At 65.8% G+C, this 15,523-nt stretch carries 18 protein-coding genes, 1 tRNA gene and 1 pseudogene; 14 read left to right on the top strand and 6 right to left on the bottom strand.

What is annotated here, in order from left to right; all coding sequences use genetic code 11:
* Nucleotides 1–113: 113 nt before the first annotated feature.
* The 9 genes from K2O51_RS29735 (at nucleotide 114) to K2O51_RS29695 (ending at nucleotide 6,048) form a co-directional block, all read left to right on the top strand.
* Nucleotides 114–440, top strand: a complete 327-nt coding sequence (locus tag K2O51_RS29735) for a c-type cytochrome (protein WP_011299384.1) — start codon at nucleotides 114–116, stop codon at nucleotides 438–440.
* A 167-nt stretch (nucleotides 441–607) separates the two neighbouring features.
* The gene (gene soxY / locus K2O51_RS29730; protein ID WP_011299383.1) at nucleotides 608–1,063 is read left to right on the top strand and encodes a thiosulfate oxidation carrier protein SoxY; all 456 of its coding nucleotides are present in this window, start codon (nucleotides 608–610) and stop codon (nucleotides 1,061–1,063) included.
* Between the two features lie 46 nt (nucleotides 1,064–1,109).
* Nucleotides 1,110–1,421 carry a thiosulfate oxidation carrier complex protein SoxZ gene (soxZ, locus tag K2O51_RS29725; RefSeq protein WP_011299382.1) on the top strand — a complete coding sequence of 104 codons (312 nt, stop codon included), beginning with the start codon at nucleotides 1,110–1,112 and terminating at the stop codon, nucleotides 1,419–1,421.
* A 67-nt stretch (nucleotides 1,422–1,488) separates the two neighbouring features.
* Nucleotides 1,489–1,947 (top strand): DsrE family protein, encoded by a 459-nt coding sequence (locus tag K2O51_RS29720; protein ID WP_011299381.1) that lies wholly within the window; start codon nucleotides 1,489–1,491, stop codon nucleotides 1,945–1,947.
* A gap of 76 nt (nucleotides 1,948–2,023) precedes the next feature.
* Nucleotides 2,024–2,851 (top strand): sulfur oxidation c-type cytochrome SoxA, encoded by an 828-nt coding sequence (soxA, locus tag K2O51_RS29715; protein ID WP_011299380.1) that lies wholly within the window; start codon nucleotides 2,024–2,026, stop codon nucleotides 2,849–2,851.
* Between the two features lie 18 nt (nucleotides 2,852–2,869).
* A complete protein-coding gene (gene soxX, locus K2O51_RS29710; protein WP_011299379.1) occupies nucleotides 2,870–3,544 on the top strand; it encodes a sulfur oxidation c-type cytochrome SoxX in 675 nt (224 codons plus the stop codon).
* A gap of 9 nt (nucleotides 3,545–3,553) precedes the next feature.
* A complete protein-coding gene (locus K2O51_RS29705; protein ID WP_011299378.1) occupies nucleotides 3,554–4,051 on the top strand; it encodes a TlpA family protein disulfide reductase in 498 nt (165 codons plus the stop codon).
* 126 nt (nucleotides 4,052–4,177) lie between these two features.
* Nucleotides 4,178–5,899 (top strand): thiosulfohydrolase SoxB, encoded by a 1,722-nt coding sequence (gene soxB / locus K2O51_RS29700; protein ID WP_140949194.1) that lies wholly within the window; start codon nucleotides 4,178–4,180, stop codon nucleotides 5,897–5,899.
* 73 nt (nucleotides 5,900–5,972) lie between these two features.
* Nucleotides 5,973–6,048, top strand: a tRNA-Ala gene (locus tag K2O51_RS29695).
* A 72-nt stretch (nucleotides 6,049–6,120) separates the two neighbouring features.
* On the opposite strand, the gene K2O51_RS29690 is transcribed toward K2O51_RS29695, so the two are convergent.
* Both K2O51_RS29690 and K2O51_RS29685 read right to left on the bottom strand, forming a co-directional pair.
* A complete protein-coding gene (locus K2O51_RS29690; RefSeq protein ID WP_041679735.1) occupies nucleotides 6,121–6,372 on the bottom strand; it encodes a hypothetical protein in 252 nt (83 codons plus the stop codon).
* A 131-nt stretch (nucleotides 6,373–6,503) separates the two neighbouring features.
* On the bottom strand, nucleotides 6,504–8,039 hold the full coding sequence (locus tag K2O51_RS29685) for a DHA2 family efflux MFS transporter permease subunit (RefSeq protein ID WP_220631110.1): 1,536 nt from the start codon (nucleotides 8,037–8,039) through the stop codon (nucleotides 6,504–6,506).
* Between the two features lie 127 nt (nucleotides 8,040–8,166).
* Here K2O51_RS29685 and K2O51_RS29680 point away from each other — a divergent pair, with 127 nt between their 5' ends.
* The 4 genes and pseudogenes from K2O51_RS29680 to K2O51_RS29665 all read left to right on the top strand — a co-directional run bounded on the left by K2O51_RS29680 (nucleotide 8,167) and on the right by K2O51_RS29665 (nucleotide 10,867).
* The gene (locus K2O51_RS29680) at nucleotides 8,167–8,610 is read left to right on the top strand and encodes a MarR family winged helix-turn-helix transcriptional regulator (RefSeq protein WP_011299374.1); all 444 of its coding nucleotides are present in this window, start codon (nucleotides 8,167–8,169) and stop codon (nucleotides 8,608–8,610) included.
* 5 nt (nucleotides 8,611–8,615) lie between these two features.
* Entirely contained in the window at nucleotides 8,616–9,545 is a 930-nt protein-coding gene (locus K2O51_RS29675) for a cation diffusion facilitator family transporter (RefSeq protein ID WP_011299373.1), read from the top strand.
* A gap of 346 nt (nucleotides 9,546–9,891) precedes the next feature.
* Nucleotides 9,892–10,176, top strand: a pseudogene (locus K2O51_RS29670) (iron chelate uptake ABC transporter family permease subunit); the annotation flags it as partial.
* 1 nt (nucleotide 10,177) lies between these two features.
* Entirely contained in the window at nucleotides 10,178–10,867 is a 690-nt protein-coding gene (locus tag K2O51_RS29665; protein ID WP_220631109.1) for an ATP-binding cassette domain-containing protein, read from the top strand.
* A gap of 9 nt (nucleotides 10,868–10,876) precedes the next feature.
* On the opposite strand, the gene K2O51_RS29660 is transcribed toward K2O51_RS29665, so the two are convergent.
* The 3 genes from K2O51_RS29660 to K2O51_RS29650 all read right to left on the bottom strand — a co-directional run bounded on the left by K2O51_RS29660 (nucleotide 10,877) and on the right by K2O51_RS29650 (nucleotide 13,103).
* On the bottom strand, nucleotides 10,877–11,503 hold the full coding sequence (locus K2O51_RS29660) for a DNA-3-methyladenine glycosylase I (protein WP_011299371.1): 627 nt from the start codon (nucleotides 11,501–11,503) through the stop codon (nucleotides 10,877–10,879).
* A 135-nt stretch (nucleotides 11,504–11,638) separates the two neighbouring features.
* Nucleotides 11,639–12,598 carry a hypothetical protein gene (locus K2O51_RS29655; RefSeq protein ID WP_011299370.1) on the bottom strand — a complete coding sequence of 320 codons (960 nt, stop codon included), beginning with the start codon at nucleotides 12,596–12,598 and terminating at the stop codon, nucleotides 11,639–11,641.
* Nucleotides 12,599–12,788: 190 nt separating this feature from the next.
* Nucleotides 12,789–13,103 carry a hypothetical protein gene (locus tag K2O51_RS29650; RefSeq protein ID WP_140949197.1) on the bottom strand — a complete coding sequence of 105 codons (315 nt, stop codon included), beginning with the start codon at nucleotides 13,101–13,103 and terminating at the stop codon, nucleotides 12,789–12,791.
* A gap of 285 nt (nucleotides 13,104–13,388) precedes the next feature.
* Here K2O51_RS29650 and K2O51_RS29645 point away from each other — a divergent pair, with 285 nt between their 5' ends.
* Complete coding sequence (locus K2O51_RS29645) at nucleotides 13,389–14,276, top strand: DODA-type extradiol aromatic ring-opening family dioxygenase (RefSeq protein WP_011299368.1); 888 nt, start codon at nucleotides 13,389–13,391, stop codon at nucleotides 14,274–14,276.
* A 3-nt stretch (nucleotides 14,277–14,279) separates the two neighbouring features.
* Here K2O51_RS29645 and K2O51_RS29640 read toward each other — a convergent pair whose 3' ends face one another.
* Nucleotides 14,280–15,485, bottom strand: coding sequence for an MFS transporter (locus K2O51_RS29640; RefSeq protein ID WP_084791920.1), 1,206 nt, complete (start codon nucleotides 15,483–15,485; stop codon nucleotides 14,280–14,282).
* Between the last annotated feature and the right edge of the window lie 38 nt (nucleotides 15,486–15,523).

Below are 15,523 nucleotides of genomic sequence, written 5' to 3'. Positions count from 1 at the left end.
TGGCCGCTGGAGTGCCCCCAGGCGGCGGCCAGAGTGTGTTATGTCGCAACGCAGTCCGGTTGTGACGTGGCCTTTGCCGTCCCCACGGCTTTTCAAAAGCTTGGAGCTTAATAATGAAGCAGTTTGTCATCGCAGCGCTGATGCTGGGCGCCGCCGCATCGGCCCACGCGGTCGATGCCGCCAAGGCACAGGAGATCGCCAACAAGAACGCCTGCATGGGTTGCCACCAGGTCGACAAGAAGCTGGTTGGCCCGGCCTACAAGGACGTGGCCGCCAAGTACAAGGGCGACAAGAACGCCCTTGCGACCCTGACCAAGAAGGTCAAGCAAGGTGGTTCCGGCGTGTGGGGCCCGGTGCCGATGCCCGCCAATGCCGGCGTGAGCGACGCCGACATCAAGACGGTCGTCGAGTGGGTGCTGGCTGGCGCGCCGGCCAAGTAAGCAAGGCCCGCAAGGGCAGACAAACCGATGCAACAGGCTCGCCGGCCTCCGCCGTGCGGACCTGGGTACAGAGCACAGCGGCCGGCAAAGCACCGGCCGCATGCAGCAAGCACCGCCCCAAGCGGTCAACCACGACTGGGAACGGAGTAGCCGGAGAGCAAAGCACAATGAATTCGAAACGAAGAGAAGTACTGCGGGTCACCGCTGTCCTGTCGCTGATGGCCGCAACGGGCCTGATCACCGAAGCGCAGGCAGCCGAGTGGAACAAGACCGCTTTTGACGGCAAGAGCGTGGCCGATGTGATCAAGGCCCTGGGCGGCAGTGGCACGGAAAAGAGCACCGCCATCACCTTCAACGCCCCGGACATCGCCGAAAACGGCGCCGTGGTGCCGGTGGCCGTGACCAGCACGATCCCGGATACCGAGCAGATCGCGATCCTGGTCGAAAAGAACCCCAACACGCTGGCCGCGGATTTCGTGATCCCGGCAGGCACCGAACCGTTCGTCTCCACGCGCGTGAAGATGGGCCAGACCTCCGTGGTGCACGCCGCGGTCAAGGCCGGCGGCAAGTGGTACGTGGCATCCAAGGAAATCAAGGTCACCTTGGGCGGCTGCGGCGGCTGAGCCCCGCGCCCCGCCAATCCACGATCATCTGCAACAGGAGAGAGCAATGGCAGACCCGATGCGCGTACGCGCCACCGAAAACGGCGGCGTGGTCGACGTCAAGATTCTGATGAAGCACGACATGGAAACCGGCCAGCGCAAGGACAGCGCCGGCAAGACCATTCCGGCGTGGCATATCCAGACCGTCAGTGCCCAGTGCAAGGGCAAGGAAGTGTTCCGCGCCCAGTTCGGGCCGGCAGTGTCGAAGGACCCGTTCCTGAACTTCAAGTTCAAGGGCGGCGCCAAGGGCGACAAGGTCACCGTGACCTGGATCGACAACCGCGGCGACAAGCGCACCGACGAAGCGACCATCGCCTGATTCGCGCGCGGCGCGCCTGGCCGTCGTCTGCTATGGTTCTGGTCGGAAACTGACCTCGGGAACAATCATGCGGCGAGCATTTATTCGGGCATCGGCGGCGCTGGCCGCCATCGGACTGGCGGCAAAGGCGTCGGCGCAAGCTGCGCCGGCCCCATCCGCTGGCAAGGGCGGCCGCGTCAAGGTGGTGTACCAGCTTTCGGAAGGCATCGACCAGGCGGTGCGCGCGATGGGCAATCTGCGCAACCACCTGAACGGCGCGCCGGGTACGAAGATCGTTGTGGTCGCGTTCGGCTACGGCGTGGATTTCCTGGTGGAAGGCGCCAAGGATTCGCGCGGCAACACCTTTGAAGGCCCCGTAGGCGCGCTGGCTTCGGCCGGTGTCGAGTTCCGCGTGTGCCGCAATACGCTGACGGCACGCAAGATTTCCGAGTCGAGCCTGCTGATGGAAAGCAAGATCGTACCGGCCGGCGTGGTGGAAATCGCGCGCCTGCAGTTTGACGAAGGCTACGCCTACATCAAGCCTTGAGGACGGCCCGGGCGAGGGAAGGCCCGGAGACAGAAGAACAACCCGGCGCGCGAGCGGCCGGGAGGAGAAGCCCCCAATGACCAAGATCCGACGCCTGGCCTCGGGCGCCGCGCTGGCGGCAGCCGGCGCCACCGCGCTGACCCTGGCGGCCGCCGTGCACGCGCAGGGCAGCACCGCCGACGAAATCGCCAAGTACCGTCAGATGCTGGCCGAAGGCAATCCCGCCGAACTGTGGGAAGCCGCCGGCGAAGAACTGTGGAAAAAGCCTGCCGGCCCGAAGAACGTCTCGCTCGAACAGTGCGACCTGGGCAAGGGCCCGGGCGTGACCAAGGGCGCCTACGCCGAACTGCCGCGCTACTTCAAGGACACGGGCAAGGTCATGGACCTCGAACAGCGCCTGGCCTATTGCCGCGTGACGCTCCAGGGTCTGACCAAGGAAGAGGCGATGGCCAACCCTTTCTCGTCGTCGGGCAAGCCGTCGGACATCGAGCGCCTGGCCTCGTACCTGACGGCCGAATCGCGCGGCGTGAAGATGAACGTCCAGCTGAGCCATCCGGAAGAGCAGCGCACCTACGCGCTCGGCCAGAAGATGTTCTTCTACCGCGGCGGCGCCTATGACTTTGCGTGCGCTACTTGCCATGCCGTGGATGGCCAGCGCATCCGCCTGCAGGACCTGCCCAACCTTCTGACCGAGAAGGGCGCACAGGCGGCCTACACCACGTGGCCGGCCTACCGTGTCTCGCAGGGCGAGGTACGCACCATGCAGCACCGCCTGTACGACTGCCTGCGCCAGCAGCGCTTTCCCGAGCCCGCTTACGGCTCGGACGTGATCACCGCCCTCACCATGTTCCTGGCCAGGAACGCGAACGGCGGCACCTACGATGGCCCCGCCATGAAGCGCTGACGAGCACGGGAGACAAACATGCAACGATTCACCAAGCAATACAGCGTGTGGCTCGCGGCCGCCCTGGCGCTGGCCGCCAGCACCGGTGCCGTCGCGCAGGACAATGCCAAGGCCAAGCCGGCGGCAAAGGGCAAGGCCGCCGCCGTGAGCAGCGCCGACATGAAGCACCTGATCGAAGGCTCGTTCTCGTCCAAGGGCCCGGCCACCGTCGAAGGCGTGCTCAACCAGGATGCCATGCAGCAAGCCTGCAGCCAGTATCCGGACCGCAGCAAGGTGCCGGCTGCCACGGCCAAGAAGATCGAAGCTGCCGAGATCAAGCAGGTGAAGTATCCCGCCGATGGCAAGTGGCTCGGCGACTGGAAGGAAGGCGAGAAGGTCGCGCAGAACGGCCGCGGCATGCAGTTCTCCGACCAGGTCGGCGGCGTCAACGGTGGCAACTGCTACGCGTGCCACCAGATGACCAAGGCCGAGATCTCGTTCGGCAATATCGGCCCGTCGCTGTACCAGTACGGCAAGCTGCGCGGCAATTCCGATGACGTGGTCAAGTACACGTGGGGCAAGATCTGGGACTCCAGCGCCTACGCGGCGTGCTCGAATATGCCGCGCTTCGGCCACAAGGGCATCCTGACCGAAGCGCAGATTCGCGACGTGATGGCGCTGCTGCTGGACCCGGCTTCGCCGGTCAACCAGTAAGGGCACGGCATGCTGCGCGTCCGTTCATCGCTCATCGCGTGGCTGCTGGCTTTCGGCCTGATGGCCGGTGCCGGCGGCGCCCGCGCGCTGGAGGTGGGCGACACGGTGCGCCTGCCCGATGTGCAGACGCTGGACGGACGCACGCTGACCGCTGCATCGCTTGCCGGCAAGCCGTTGATCGTCGAGGTATGGGCGTCGTGGTGCCCGTTCTGCGCCATGCAGAACCCGCGCCTGCAGAAGCTCTACGAACGCACGCGCGGCACGCGACTGCAGGTGCTGACCATCAGCATCGACAAGGATCCGCGCGAGGCAACCGAGTACCTGCGCAAGCGCGGCTACACCTTCCCCGTCACCATGGACTCGCCGGCACTGCGTACGGCAATCAGCCCGCGCAAGGGCCTGCCGGAGCTGTACGTGATCGATGCACGCGGGCGCGTGGTGCAGAAGGAAGTGGGCGAGATGCTCGAAGACGAAGTCGCGGCGCTCGACCGCTACGCCAAGCCCTGAATTACGCCTTGCCGCGTGTGCCAACGTTTATCGGCGCGCGGCCAACATGAAACCGATGCCGGAAGCGCCTTGCATGCCCTGCACGGCGCCCACCGGCACGCCGATTCCACAGGAAGAGACGACGACATGAACCGACGCGAGTTCCTGCAGGTGCTGGCCATTGCCGGCGCCAGCGGCATGAGCTTCCCCGCCAGCGCGGCCCAGGCGGCGAAATCCGCCGAGGCCATGTATGACCTGCCGCGCTTCGGCAATGTCCACCTGCTGCACTTCACCGACTGCCACGCACAACTGCGGCCGGTGTACTTCCGTGAACCGAACGTCAACCTTGGCATCGGTGCCTATGCCGGCAAGCCACCGCATCTCGTCGGCGACGCGCTGCTGCGCCATTACGGCATCCGCCCCGGCACGCCGCAGGCGCACGCATTCACATACCTCGACTTCACCGAGGCTGCGCAGCGCTATGGCAAGGTCGGCGGGTTTGCGCACCTGGCAACGCTGGTCAAGCGCATGAAGGCGAGCCGCCCTGGCGCGCTGCTGCTCGACGGCGGCGACACGTGGCAGGGCTCCGCCACCGCGCTGTGGACCAAGGGCCAGGACATGGTCGACGCGGCGCTCGCGCTCGGCGTCAACGTCATGACGCCGCACTGGGAAATGACGCTCGGCGCCGACCGCGTCAAGCAAATCGTCGAGAAGGACTTCAAGGACAAGGTTTCGTTTCTCGCGCAGAACATCAAGACCAACGACTTCGGCGATCCGGTTTTCGACCCGTACGTGATCCGCGACATCAACGGTGTCGCGGTCGCCATCATCGGCCAGGCCTTCCCGTACACGCCGATTGCCAATCCGCGCTACTTCGTGCCGGACTGGACCTTTGGCATCCAGGAAGAAAACCTTCAGCAGGTCATCGACGATGCGCGCACCAAGGGCGCGCAGGTGGTCGTGCTGCTGTCGCACAACGGCATGGACGTCGACCTGAAGCTTGCCTCGCGCGTGCGCGGGCTCGATGCGATCCTCGGCGGCCATACCCATGACGGCATGCCGGCGCCGGTGCCGGTGAATAATGCCGGCGGTACTACGCTCGTCACCAATGCGGGCTCGAACGGCAAGTTCCTCGGCGTGCTGGACTTCGACGTGAAGAACGGCAAGGTGACGGATTTCCGCTACCGCCTGCTGCCGGTGTTCGCGAACTACCTTCCGGCCGATCCGGCCATGGACGCGCTGATCACCAAGGTCCGCGCGCCGTACGAACAGAAACTTGGCGAGGTCCTGGCCGTCAACCGCGGCCTGCTGTACCGGCGCGGCAACTTCAACGGCACCTTCGATCAGCTGATCCTGGATGGCCTGATGGAAGTGCAGGGCGCACAGATCGCGTTCTCGCCGGGCTTCCGCTGGGGCACCACGCTGCTGCCGGGCCAGGCCATCACGATGGAACACCTGATGGACCAGACCGCCATCACGTATCCGTACACCACGGTGACGGACATGACCGGCGAGACCATCAAGACCATTCTGGAAGACGTAGCCGACAACCTGTTCAACCCGGACCCGTACTACCAGCAGGGCGGCGACATGGTGCGCGTGGGCGGCCTGCAGTACACCATCGACCCGAACGCCGGCATGGGCAAGCGCATCCGTGACATGCGCCTGAACGGACAGCCTTTGGACGCCGGCAAAACCTACAAGGTAGCCGGCTGGGCGCCTGTGGCCGAGGAAGCGAAACAAGCCGGCGGCGCACCGATCTGGGACGTCATGGCCCAATGGCTGCGCGCCAACAAGGAGGTCAGCGCCCGCCCGCTGAACCAGCCGCGCGTGGTCGGCATGGAGCGAAACCCGGGCATGGCGCCCTGATGTTGCGCGCGATCCTCACCCCGCGGGTACGGATTGAAGCGCTCGAAGGAAGTAGGCTACAATCGTCCGCGACGGGCCGATAGCTCAGCTGGGAGAGCGCTGCGTTCGCAATGCAGAGGTCGGGAGTTCGATCCTCCTTCGGTCCACCAAATACAAAGGGCTCGGCATGAATGCCGAGCCCTTTTTGTTTTCCCGTTCCTGTTTCGGCGCCGAGCTCCACCTCACGCTACCTTCTGCCCCCGCCTCGCCTTCATCGCCGAAGGCCGTACCTGTTGCAGCGCCCTCAATGACTGCAACGCATCTTCCACCGCCTCGATCCCATCCCTCAACCTTGCCGTGGCATAGCCAAGCCGGCTTTGCGCATCGGGGTCTGGCGCGGAGAGTTGTTCGAGCGCGTCGACCTCCGCCTGCATCTGGCCGATCAGGCGGCGTAATTGAGATGTGCTGTGCGAAGCAAGCGACCGGATAGCCATGCGGACTCCTCGGACGCCATTGGCGACGCCCAATTTGTACCGTAGTACGTCACAGCAAGTTCGCCAGTGCTGTTACGTCTCCATACACCTGTGTCGTCTCGCGCATACAACGGCCGCTTCTCGGTCCATCGTCAATCCATCGCAGCATGGGCCAGGTCTGTCGGCGCTTGCCTGACAGGCCGCACGAGCAGGATCAGCGGTACGACCAGCAGCGTGGCGATGAACATCGCCTTGAAGTCGTTGAGGTAGGCGATCATCGACGCCTGCTGGGTGATGGCATGGTTCAGCGCCATCAGGTCGGTGCGCGAGCCGTTTGCGATCATCGATTGCAGGTTCGGGTTGTAGACGCTGACATGCGCGGCCAGGTCGGCGTGCGCGACTTGCGTGTTGCGTGTCATCAGCGCCTGGATGACCGAGATGCCGATGCTGCTGCCGATATTGCGCACCAGGCTGTAGGTCGCGGTGCCATCGGCGCGCAGATCCGGCCTCAGCGTGGAGAACGTCAGCGCGCTCAGTGGCACAAACACGAGCCCCAGACCGAAGCCCTGGATCACGCCGGGCCAGACGATATCGGACATCGACAGCACGATGGTGTAGTGCATCATCTGCCACAGCGCGAACGCCGAGATCAGGAAGCCCGACAGTAGCAGCAGCCGCGCATCGATGCGGCGCAGCAAACGGCCGGCGAGCAGCATCGCCACCATGGTGCCGGCGCCGCTCGGCGCGGTGACAAGACCAGTGGTCGCCACGGGATACTGCATCAGCCCTTGCAGCATCGGCGGCAGCAGTGCACGCGTGGCGTACATGACCGCCCCGATGACGAAGATGAAACACGTGCCCGTGGCGAAGTTGCGGTCCTTCAGCAGTTCGAACCGGAAGAACGACTTCGCGCCTGCCGTCGCCGTGTGCACGATGAAATAGGCAAAGCTGATCACCGCGAGCAGCGCTTCGATGCGGATTTCCAGCGAGCTGAACCAGTCGAGCTGCTCGCCGCGGTCGAGCATGGCCTGCAGCGCACCGATGGCCAGGCTCAGCGTGGCAAAGCCGAACGCATCGAACTTGATCTCCCTTCGCGGCGCCCTGGCGGGCAGGAACGACATGACACCGAACATGGCAAACGCACCGATCGGCACGTTGATGAAGAACACCCAGCGCCAGTTGTAGCTGTCGGTCAGCCATCCGCCCAGTGTCGGCCCGAGGATTGGACCAACCATCACGCCCATGCCCCACACCGCCATGGCCTGTCCCTGGCGCGACGGCGGGTTGATGTCGAGCAGGATCGACTGCGACAGCGGCACCAGCGATGCGCCGAAGATGCCTTGCAGCAGGCGCGCGGCGACCATTTGCGGCAGCGTCTCGGCCAGCCCGCAGAAGGCCGATGCCACTGTGAAGCCACCGATGGCGATCAGCAACAGCCGCTTCACGCCGAGCCGGTCGGACAACCAGCCCGTCAGTGGCGTGGCGATGGCCGCGGCGACGATGTAGGACGTCAGCACCCACGTGATCTCGTCCTGCGATGCGGAGAGCGTGCCCTGCATGTGCGGCAGCGCGACGTTGGCAATGGTGCTGTCCAGCGTCTGGATCAGCGTTGCCAGCATGATCGAGACAGTGATCATGGGCCGGTTCAGCGGCGTGTCGGCGCCGGCCGGCTTGGCTAGAGAGGACATGAAGCGCGCGGGGGCCGTTTATTGATAAGCGTGCTTATTATATGGCCGGGTGGGGTGGTGTGACAGGGCGCGTCATCCCGGTGTGCCGACCTCTTCACTGTCGTAGTTCTTCAGCTATAGTCGCGCGATGGAATCGGAATCCGAAAAACGCCTTGGCTTCCTGGTGACCGACGTTGGCCGCTTGTGCGGCAAGCGGTTCGACGCCCTGGCGAAGTCCAAGCTCGATCTCACGCGCGCGCAGTGCCGTGCGCTCGCCTATCTCGGCCACCATGGCGAGATCAATCAGGCCAGCCTGGCCGACATCCTCGAGGTGGCACCGATCTCTGCTGGCCGGTTGCTTGACCGTATGGAAGAGGGCGGGTGGATCGTACGCCGCCTCAATCCGGACGATCGCCGCGAACGGCTGGTGCAGATGACCGCAAAGGCACGCAAAGCGCTGGGGCAGGCGCGGCTCGTCGGCGACGAGATTGCCGCTGAGGCCCTGCGAGGCTTTACGCCGCAGGAGCAAGAGCAACTGATTGCACTGCTGCAGCGCGTGCGCGCCAATTTGGTCGACGCCGTGGAGCGCTGAGTACGATGCCTATCCAGGACATTCCTTCCGGCCCGGGCGCCGACGCGCACGCCGATTACCTTGCTGGCCGGCGCAGCACGCTGGTCAGTGTCGCCGTCAATATCGGCCTGAGCGTGGCCCAGGCCGTGGCGGGTTTATGGGCAGGCTCGCAGGCGCTGCTGGCGGACGCGCTGCATTCACTGTCGGACCTCCTGTCCGACTTCGTGGTGCTGCTGGCCGGACATCACGGCCGCAAGGGCCCGGATGCCGATCACCAGTACGGCCATCGCCGTTACGAAACCGCCGCGTCGCTGCTGCTCGGCTGCTTGCTGCTCGCGGTGGGCGTCGGCATGCTATGGGCGGCGGTCGGCAAGATCCAGCATCCGCAGGGCGCGCAGGCGGTCAAGCCGATCGCGCTGTGGGTTGCCGTGGTGGCGTTGCTGTCCAAGGAACTGCTGTTTCGCTACATGCTGGCCGTCGCCAAGCGCGTGCGCTCCGGCATGCTGGTGGCCAATGCGTGGCACGCGCGCTCGGACGCCGCATCTTCGCTGGTGGTGGCGTTTGGCGTCGGCGGCAACCTGCTTGGCTATCACGTGCTGGATCCGGTCGCCGCAATCGTAGTGGGCCTGATGGTGTCGCGCATGGGCTGCAAGTTTGGCTGGGATGCGCTCAACGACCTGATGGACCGCGCCGCCGACACCGAGACCGTGGGCGCGATCCGGCAGACCATGCTCGAAACCCCGGGCGTACTCGGCGTGCACGACCTGCGCACGCGCAAGATGGGCGACCAGGTGCTGGTCGACGTGCATCTCGAGATCAACGCCAACCTGACCGTGGCGGAAGGCCACGCGATCGCAGCGGAAGCACATCAACGCACGGTGGACCGCCACCACGTGCTGAGCGTGATGACACACGTCGATCCCGTATACGCCCCTCCAAAGGAAGCCCGTAGCTGAGGGCCTGTGGATATCTTCGCCCTGCCCTGGGGATAACTGCATGGGAAGGCTGTGATCCGCCTGGGGGTGCACTGTGGGGCGTATACGTACAACGTTTACCTTGTTTCGCCGACGTATACGTCCGCTCCCGGATATTCAGGTGCAACCGCCCTCCCGCACACGGGTTGTCTTTCTTGCAACCAGCTGATCCTAAAGGGAAAAAGGTTGTTATCCACGGCCGAAGGCGAGGTTTACCTACTACTACTATTTATGTATACGTAAACAGTTTTAAGAAAAGACATCAGGGATCGTTGCTGTCGAACGCTTGATGTCTATCCCGCCCGTTGTGCCACGACCGTATACCTCTCGCCGCCTGGTCGTGCTGACCGCGCTGCTGGTGGGGCCGCTGGTCGCGGTGACGGGGACCAGCGGCTTTGTCGGGCTGGTCGTGCCGCACCTGATCCGGCTGCCGCTCGGCGCCGATCACCGCTGGCTGCTGCCGAATACGCTGGTGGGCGGTGCCATCGCACTGACGCTGGCCGACTGGCTCGCGCGTGTTGTCGTGATTCCCGCGGAACTGCCGATCGGCATCGTCACGAGCCTCGTCGGCGGGCCGTTCCTGCTGTGGATGCTGGCACGCAGAGGGAGTTGAGATGCTTTCTACACGCGGACTGACTTGCCATCGCGGCACGCGCCGGGTACTCGACGGCATTGATCTCGATCTTCATGCTGGCGAAGTGCTCGGCGTACTGGGCGCCAACGGCGCCGGCAAGACCACGCTGCTCGCGGTGCTCGCCGGCGAGCTCGAGGCCAGCGGCGGCGCCGTCACGCTTGATACGCGCCCGCTGCGCGAGTGGAAACCCGCTGCGCTTTCACGCCGCCGAGCGGTGCTGCCGCAGTCGGCATCGCTCGGCTTCGACCTGTCCGTGCGCGAAGTGATCGCGATGGGCGCCTATCCGTTTCCCGAGCTGAGTCCCGATGACGAGGCGGCGCTGATGGCGCGCGCGCTGGTACAGGTGCTTGCCGCGCGTTCGCCGGGCCAGTATCGGATGCTGTTTCTCGATGAACCGATTTCCAGCCTGGACCCGCGCCACCAGCTCTTGTTGCTGCACGCTGTCCGGGCCTTGAGCCGCGAAGAGGATTTGGCGGTGTTCGTCGTGCTCCACGACGTCAACCTGGCCGCGCGGTGGTGCGATCGCCTGCTGCTGCTGTCGAACGGGCGCACGATTGCCCACGGCACGCCGGTCGATGTGCTGACGCCGCAGAACATGGAACGCGTGTACACGCTGCCCGCGCGTGTGACAGTGGACGACGTGCCGTCGGTGACGTTCTGCCTGCCTTGAGCGCGCCGCCTAGCGCGGCACCTTGAACGCCTTGCGCGCGCGCAGTGCTTCGGTCCGGGTCCAGCAGCCGTCCTGGTGGTCGTTGACGAGGCCCATCGCCTGCATCAGCGCGTACATCGTGGTCGGTCCGACGAAGCGCCAGCCGCGCTTCTTCAAGTCCTTGGACAGCGCCGCCGATTCCGCCGACGTCGCCATGGTCCGCAGTACCTCGGGCGTCAGTACCGTGGGCCGGCTCGCCGGGTCGGGCTCGTAGCGCCAGAAGTAGGCCGCCAGCGACGACTCCGTTTCCAGCAACTCGGCAGCGCGCTGCGCATTGTTGATAGCCGCCTCGATCTTGCCGCGGTGGCGCACGATGCCGGCATCGGCCAGCAGGCGCTGGATGTCGCGCTCGCCAAAGCGAGCGACCTTCTCGATGTCAAAGTTCGCGAACGCCTTGCGGAAGGCCTCGCGCTTGCGCAGGATGGTCAGCCAGCTCAGGCCGGCCTGGAAGCCTTCGAGGCAGAGTTTCTCGAACAGGCGCCGGTCGTCGTCGACCGGAAAGCCCCATTCGTTATCGTGGTAGTGGCAATAGTCTTCCAGCGTGCCGCACCAGCCGCAGCGCACGCGTTCGGCGGCGGCTTCCTGTTTTCGTGTCATGCGTGCCTTTCCATGGCCCGGGTTGGTGATGGCCGGCCATACTTGCGTGGCACCGGCGTCCGCCGGTGATCATGCACCGGGCGCGCGGTTTGCGGAAGGCCGGAATCGGACATGCGGATCACATGCCCGAACGTTTCAGAAACTGGCCGCGAGTCCCAGCGAAACCCCGGAAACGTTGTTGCCGAACACATACCGCACCACCGCGCGGATCCGCGTGACGAAGACCTCGTGGGCGCTGGTGTCGAGTTCCAGCCCCGTGCCCAGCGTGGTCAGGTAGTTGAAGCCGAGCACCCCGGCCTGGCTGCCAAGGTAGTGTGAATGCGAGAGTTCGAGCACATAGCGGACGGGCCGGTCCAGCGCACGCATGCCGGTCGGCGCTCGCCATCGCGCATAGAGGTTGGCGGTCTGCGCGGTGGCCGTGCCCGTGACGCCGCTGGACGAGCCTCCGAAGCTCTGCAGGTGGATATTGGTGTAGCGCAGTTCGAGGTCGATCTCGTGCGTCTCGCGGTAATGCTCCCAGTCGAGCATGACGGAGCCGCCGAGGCCGTAGGCGTTGAGCGAGCCATGTTCCAGGAAGTCGATCGAGCGGTCGGTGTTGCGCTCGATCACGGCCTCACCGATCCTGAGGTCGCTGGAGACATTGCCGAGCGAGGCGTTGAAAATCGGCCGGAACACCAGTTCCTTATTCTCGGTGAGCGGGAAATCCCAGCCGATGCCGACGGTGCCGGAGAACGTGTTCCACCTGACGGGCAAGGCGCGCGATTGGGTGCCGTCGCTGGCAACGAAGGTCGGGTCGTAGCGGCTGTAGGCGAGCGCACCTTCCAGGTAAAGCGGGAAGGACTTGCTGATGGTGAAGCCGCCGCCGAGTTGCCACATGAAGACGCCGGGGTCCTCCGTCGCCGCGTTGTTGATGGACAGCGAACTCGAGGCCAGGTCCGGTACGACCGAATAGGACATCAGCGTCAGCACGCCGTTGGCATGCTTCTGCACGTTCGTACCGATGACTTGAAACCTTTGTCCCTGCGCCTGCGCGTGTACCTGCCCCGGCAAGAGCCAGAGCGAACCCGATATGACCAGACAGGCTGGCAAGGCCATCGCGGCCCTGCGAAATTGCTGAAATGCGCACATTCGAGTTGCCGCGTAGGGTTCCGAACCCGGCGCCAAGCCCCGTGCGCCGCACCCGTGAAGCATTCTAGCGAGGGATACCGTGGCCCGGAGAGGCGCCAGCCGCACGCGCGAATCTTTTCAGATCACCGGTTGTAAGTCTTGCACACGGCGCCCCGCGCTATCCCACGTGATGGCGGCGAGGCGGGTTCCGTGCCGGGTCTGGTTCCGCTTCCGGCGGGCGCGCAGCGTGCCGGCGCGCAATCCAAAGCACCACGGCGCTGGCCAGCCAGCCGGCCACGAACACGGTATCGCCAGCATGGTTGAGCCAGTAGGCTGCACTGGGCGTGCCGAAGATCATGGTCAAGAGGGCGGCTGGCATTCGCGCGACGATCCACAGGGCCACGGCAGGCGCGCTGGCGTAGGCGCCAGCACGCCACCAGTGTGCAGGAATCGGTGCGGGCCGCTTGTGGCGGCGCGAGGAGCGCTGTACCACGAAAGTCTCCATCTCACCGGCGCGTGCCGGCGGCCATGCGTTGTGGGAAGCGCGTGGTGCTTGCCTATGGCACCGCGGCGAGCCGGAACAGGCTCCCAGAGGCATCGTATGCCATTTCATCTACCGTAGTGCGGGCGCAGCAATGCGCTGTGTGGGCCACCTAACGATGACGGCCCTGCCCACCATTCAAGTTTTTTGCACGAAGTGTCCGCAAATCCGGTCCGCCGCGGGGCGACTTCTTTGTCAAACTTCATTCAGGACACGAAATGCTTTGAAGGAGATGCCATGCTGCCCTCGCTCTACATCTCGCACGGTTCGCCGATGCTGGCCATCGACCCGGGCCCGACCGGCGCCATTTTTGACGCGCTTGGCGCCAGCCTGCGCGCGCAGAAGCCGCGCGCGGTGCTCGTAGTGTCGGCGCACTGGATCTACAGCACGCTGGCGGTCGGCACGCGCGAGCGCCAGGAAGCGTGGCACGACTTCGGTGGCTTTCCGCGCGAGCTCTATGCGCTGCGCTATGACGCGCCGGGCTCGCCCGAGCTTGCGGCGCGGGTCAAGGAACTGGTCGAGGCGGCCCATGTCCCGGGCGCCGGCTTTGTCGGGTTCGACGAAGAGCGCCCGCTCGACCACGGTGCCTGGATGCCGATGCGCCATTTCTTCCCGGATGCGGACGTTCCTGTGGTGCAGCTCGCGCTGAATCCCTACCTGTCGCCCGCGACGCAGATCGACATCGGCCGCGCGCTGGCGCCGCTACGTGACGAGGGTGTGCTGGTGCTTGCCTCGGGCAGCTTCACGCACAACCTGCAGGAAGTGTTCGGCGGCGGCCGGCGTGCCCAACATGGTCCGGCCACCGAGCCGTATGTCGATGCGTTCCGCAACTGGATGCTCGCTGCGCTCGATGAGGCGCTGGCGACCGGCGACACCAGCCGCATTGCCGACTATCGCGCCCAGGCTCCGCACGCGCGCCGCGCACATCCGACCGACGAGCACTTGCTGCCGTTCTATGTGGCGCTGGGTGCCGCGCTCGGTCCGCGCGATGCCGGAACCGGTCAGGCACCGGCGGAGGTGAAGCGGGTCGCCGACGAAGTCACTTACGGCGTGCTGGCCATGGATACCTTCGTGTTCAACGGTCTCGCCGCCGGCGCCCAGCCGCCCGCACGAGCAGCGGCCTGACCCTTATCGCTTGCGCGCTGGCAGGTAGCGCCGTGCCGAGCGGGCGCCCGCCAGCGCGATCCAGCCCATGGTCAGCGCCACCACGGCGAGGCCGACACGCAGGCTGGCCAGGTGCGCCACGCCGCCGATGAGCACGGGGCCCAGCAGCAATCCGAGATAGGCGAAGCGCGCCACGCGCGCGATGGCTTCCGCCGGCGCCACGCCGGGCAGGCCTGATGCCGCTACGAAGAAGATCGGCACCATGTTGGCCGCGCCCAGCCCCATCAGGCTGAATCCCGCCAGCGCAGCCATGGGTACGGGCACGGCCAGCGCCAGCACGATGCCGGCAAAGCCGAGCCACGCGCTGGCGGCCAGCGTGCCGGCTTCCCCCCAGCGCGCGCGCAGGCGGTCGCCGCCGAAGCGCCCGCAGGCCATCCCGCCCGAGAACGCCGCATAGCCAAAGCTGATCCAGCCTGCCGGCGCCATGGCCACATCGCGCATATAGACGCTGGACCAGTCGTACATCGCGCCTTCGCCGATCAGCCCGAGGAATGCCAGCAGCCCCAGCAGCCACAGCGCGCGCACCGCGTGGTCGCGGTGGTGGCTGGCGGTCGGCAGCACGGGGTGGTCCGCCAGCAGCCCGGGCGCCGTGCCAAGGGCCACCGCGGCGGTCAGGCCCGCCATCATCGCCGCATGAACCAGCGGCGGCACGCCGAGTGACAGCATCAGCCCGCCGAACGCCGCGCCAGCCATGCCGCCCAGGCTGAACATGCCATGCAGCGCCGACATCACCGGCCGGGTACGGCTGGCTTCAACCGTTGCGGCCTGCGCGTTCATGCCTACGTCGAATGCGGCATTCGCCATGCCGAAGGCCAGCAGCGCGAGCAGCAGCAGACGGAAGTCAGGCATGGCAACGATCACCACCGTCGCCAGTGCGTAGACGAGGCCGCTGGCCATCGATGCACGGGCGCTGCCCACGCGCGCAACCCAGCGCCCGACCGGCCCCATCGCGGCAATGGCGCCGCCAGCCACGGCCAGCATCGCGATCGACAGCATGGCGTCGGACAGGCCGAAGCGCGCCTTGATGGTTGGGATGTGCACGCCCCACGTCGCAAAGGTGGCACCGTTGACGAAGAACAGCGCCATGGTGCCCCGCGTGGCGCGGGCTACGCGGTCAGCGGGTAGGGTGGAAGCGGGCGGCGACGATGTGCCGGGACTCGACTCGGACATGGCGGGAACTGCGGGCCGCGCGGCGTGCGCGTGGCCTG

Origin of the sequence: Cupriavidus pinatubonensis (genome assembly GCF_019602855.1) — a bacterium.
Lineage (GTDB): Bacteria > Pseudomonadota > Gammaproteobacteria > Burkholderiales > Burkholderiaceae > Cupriavidus > Cupriavidus pinatubonensis.
This window is presented reverse-complemented; position numbering and strand designations above follow the sequence as displayed.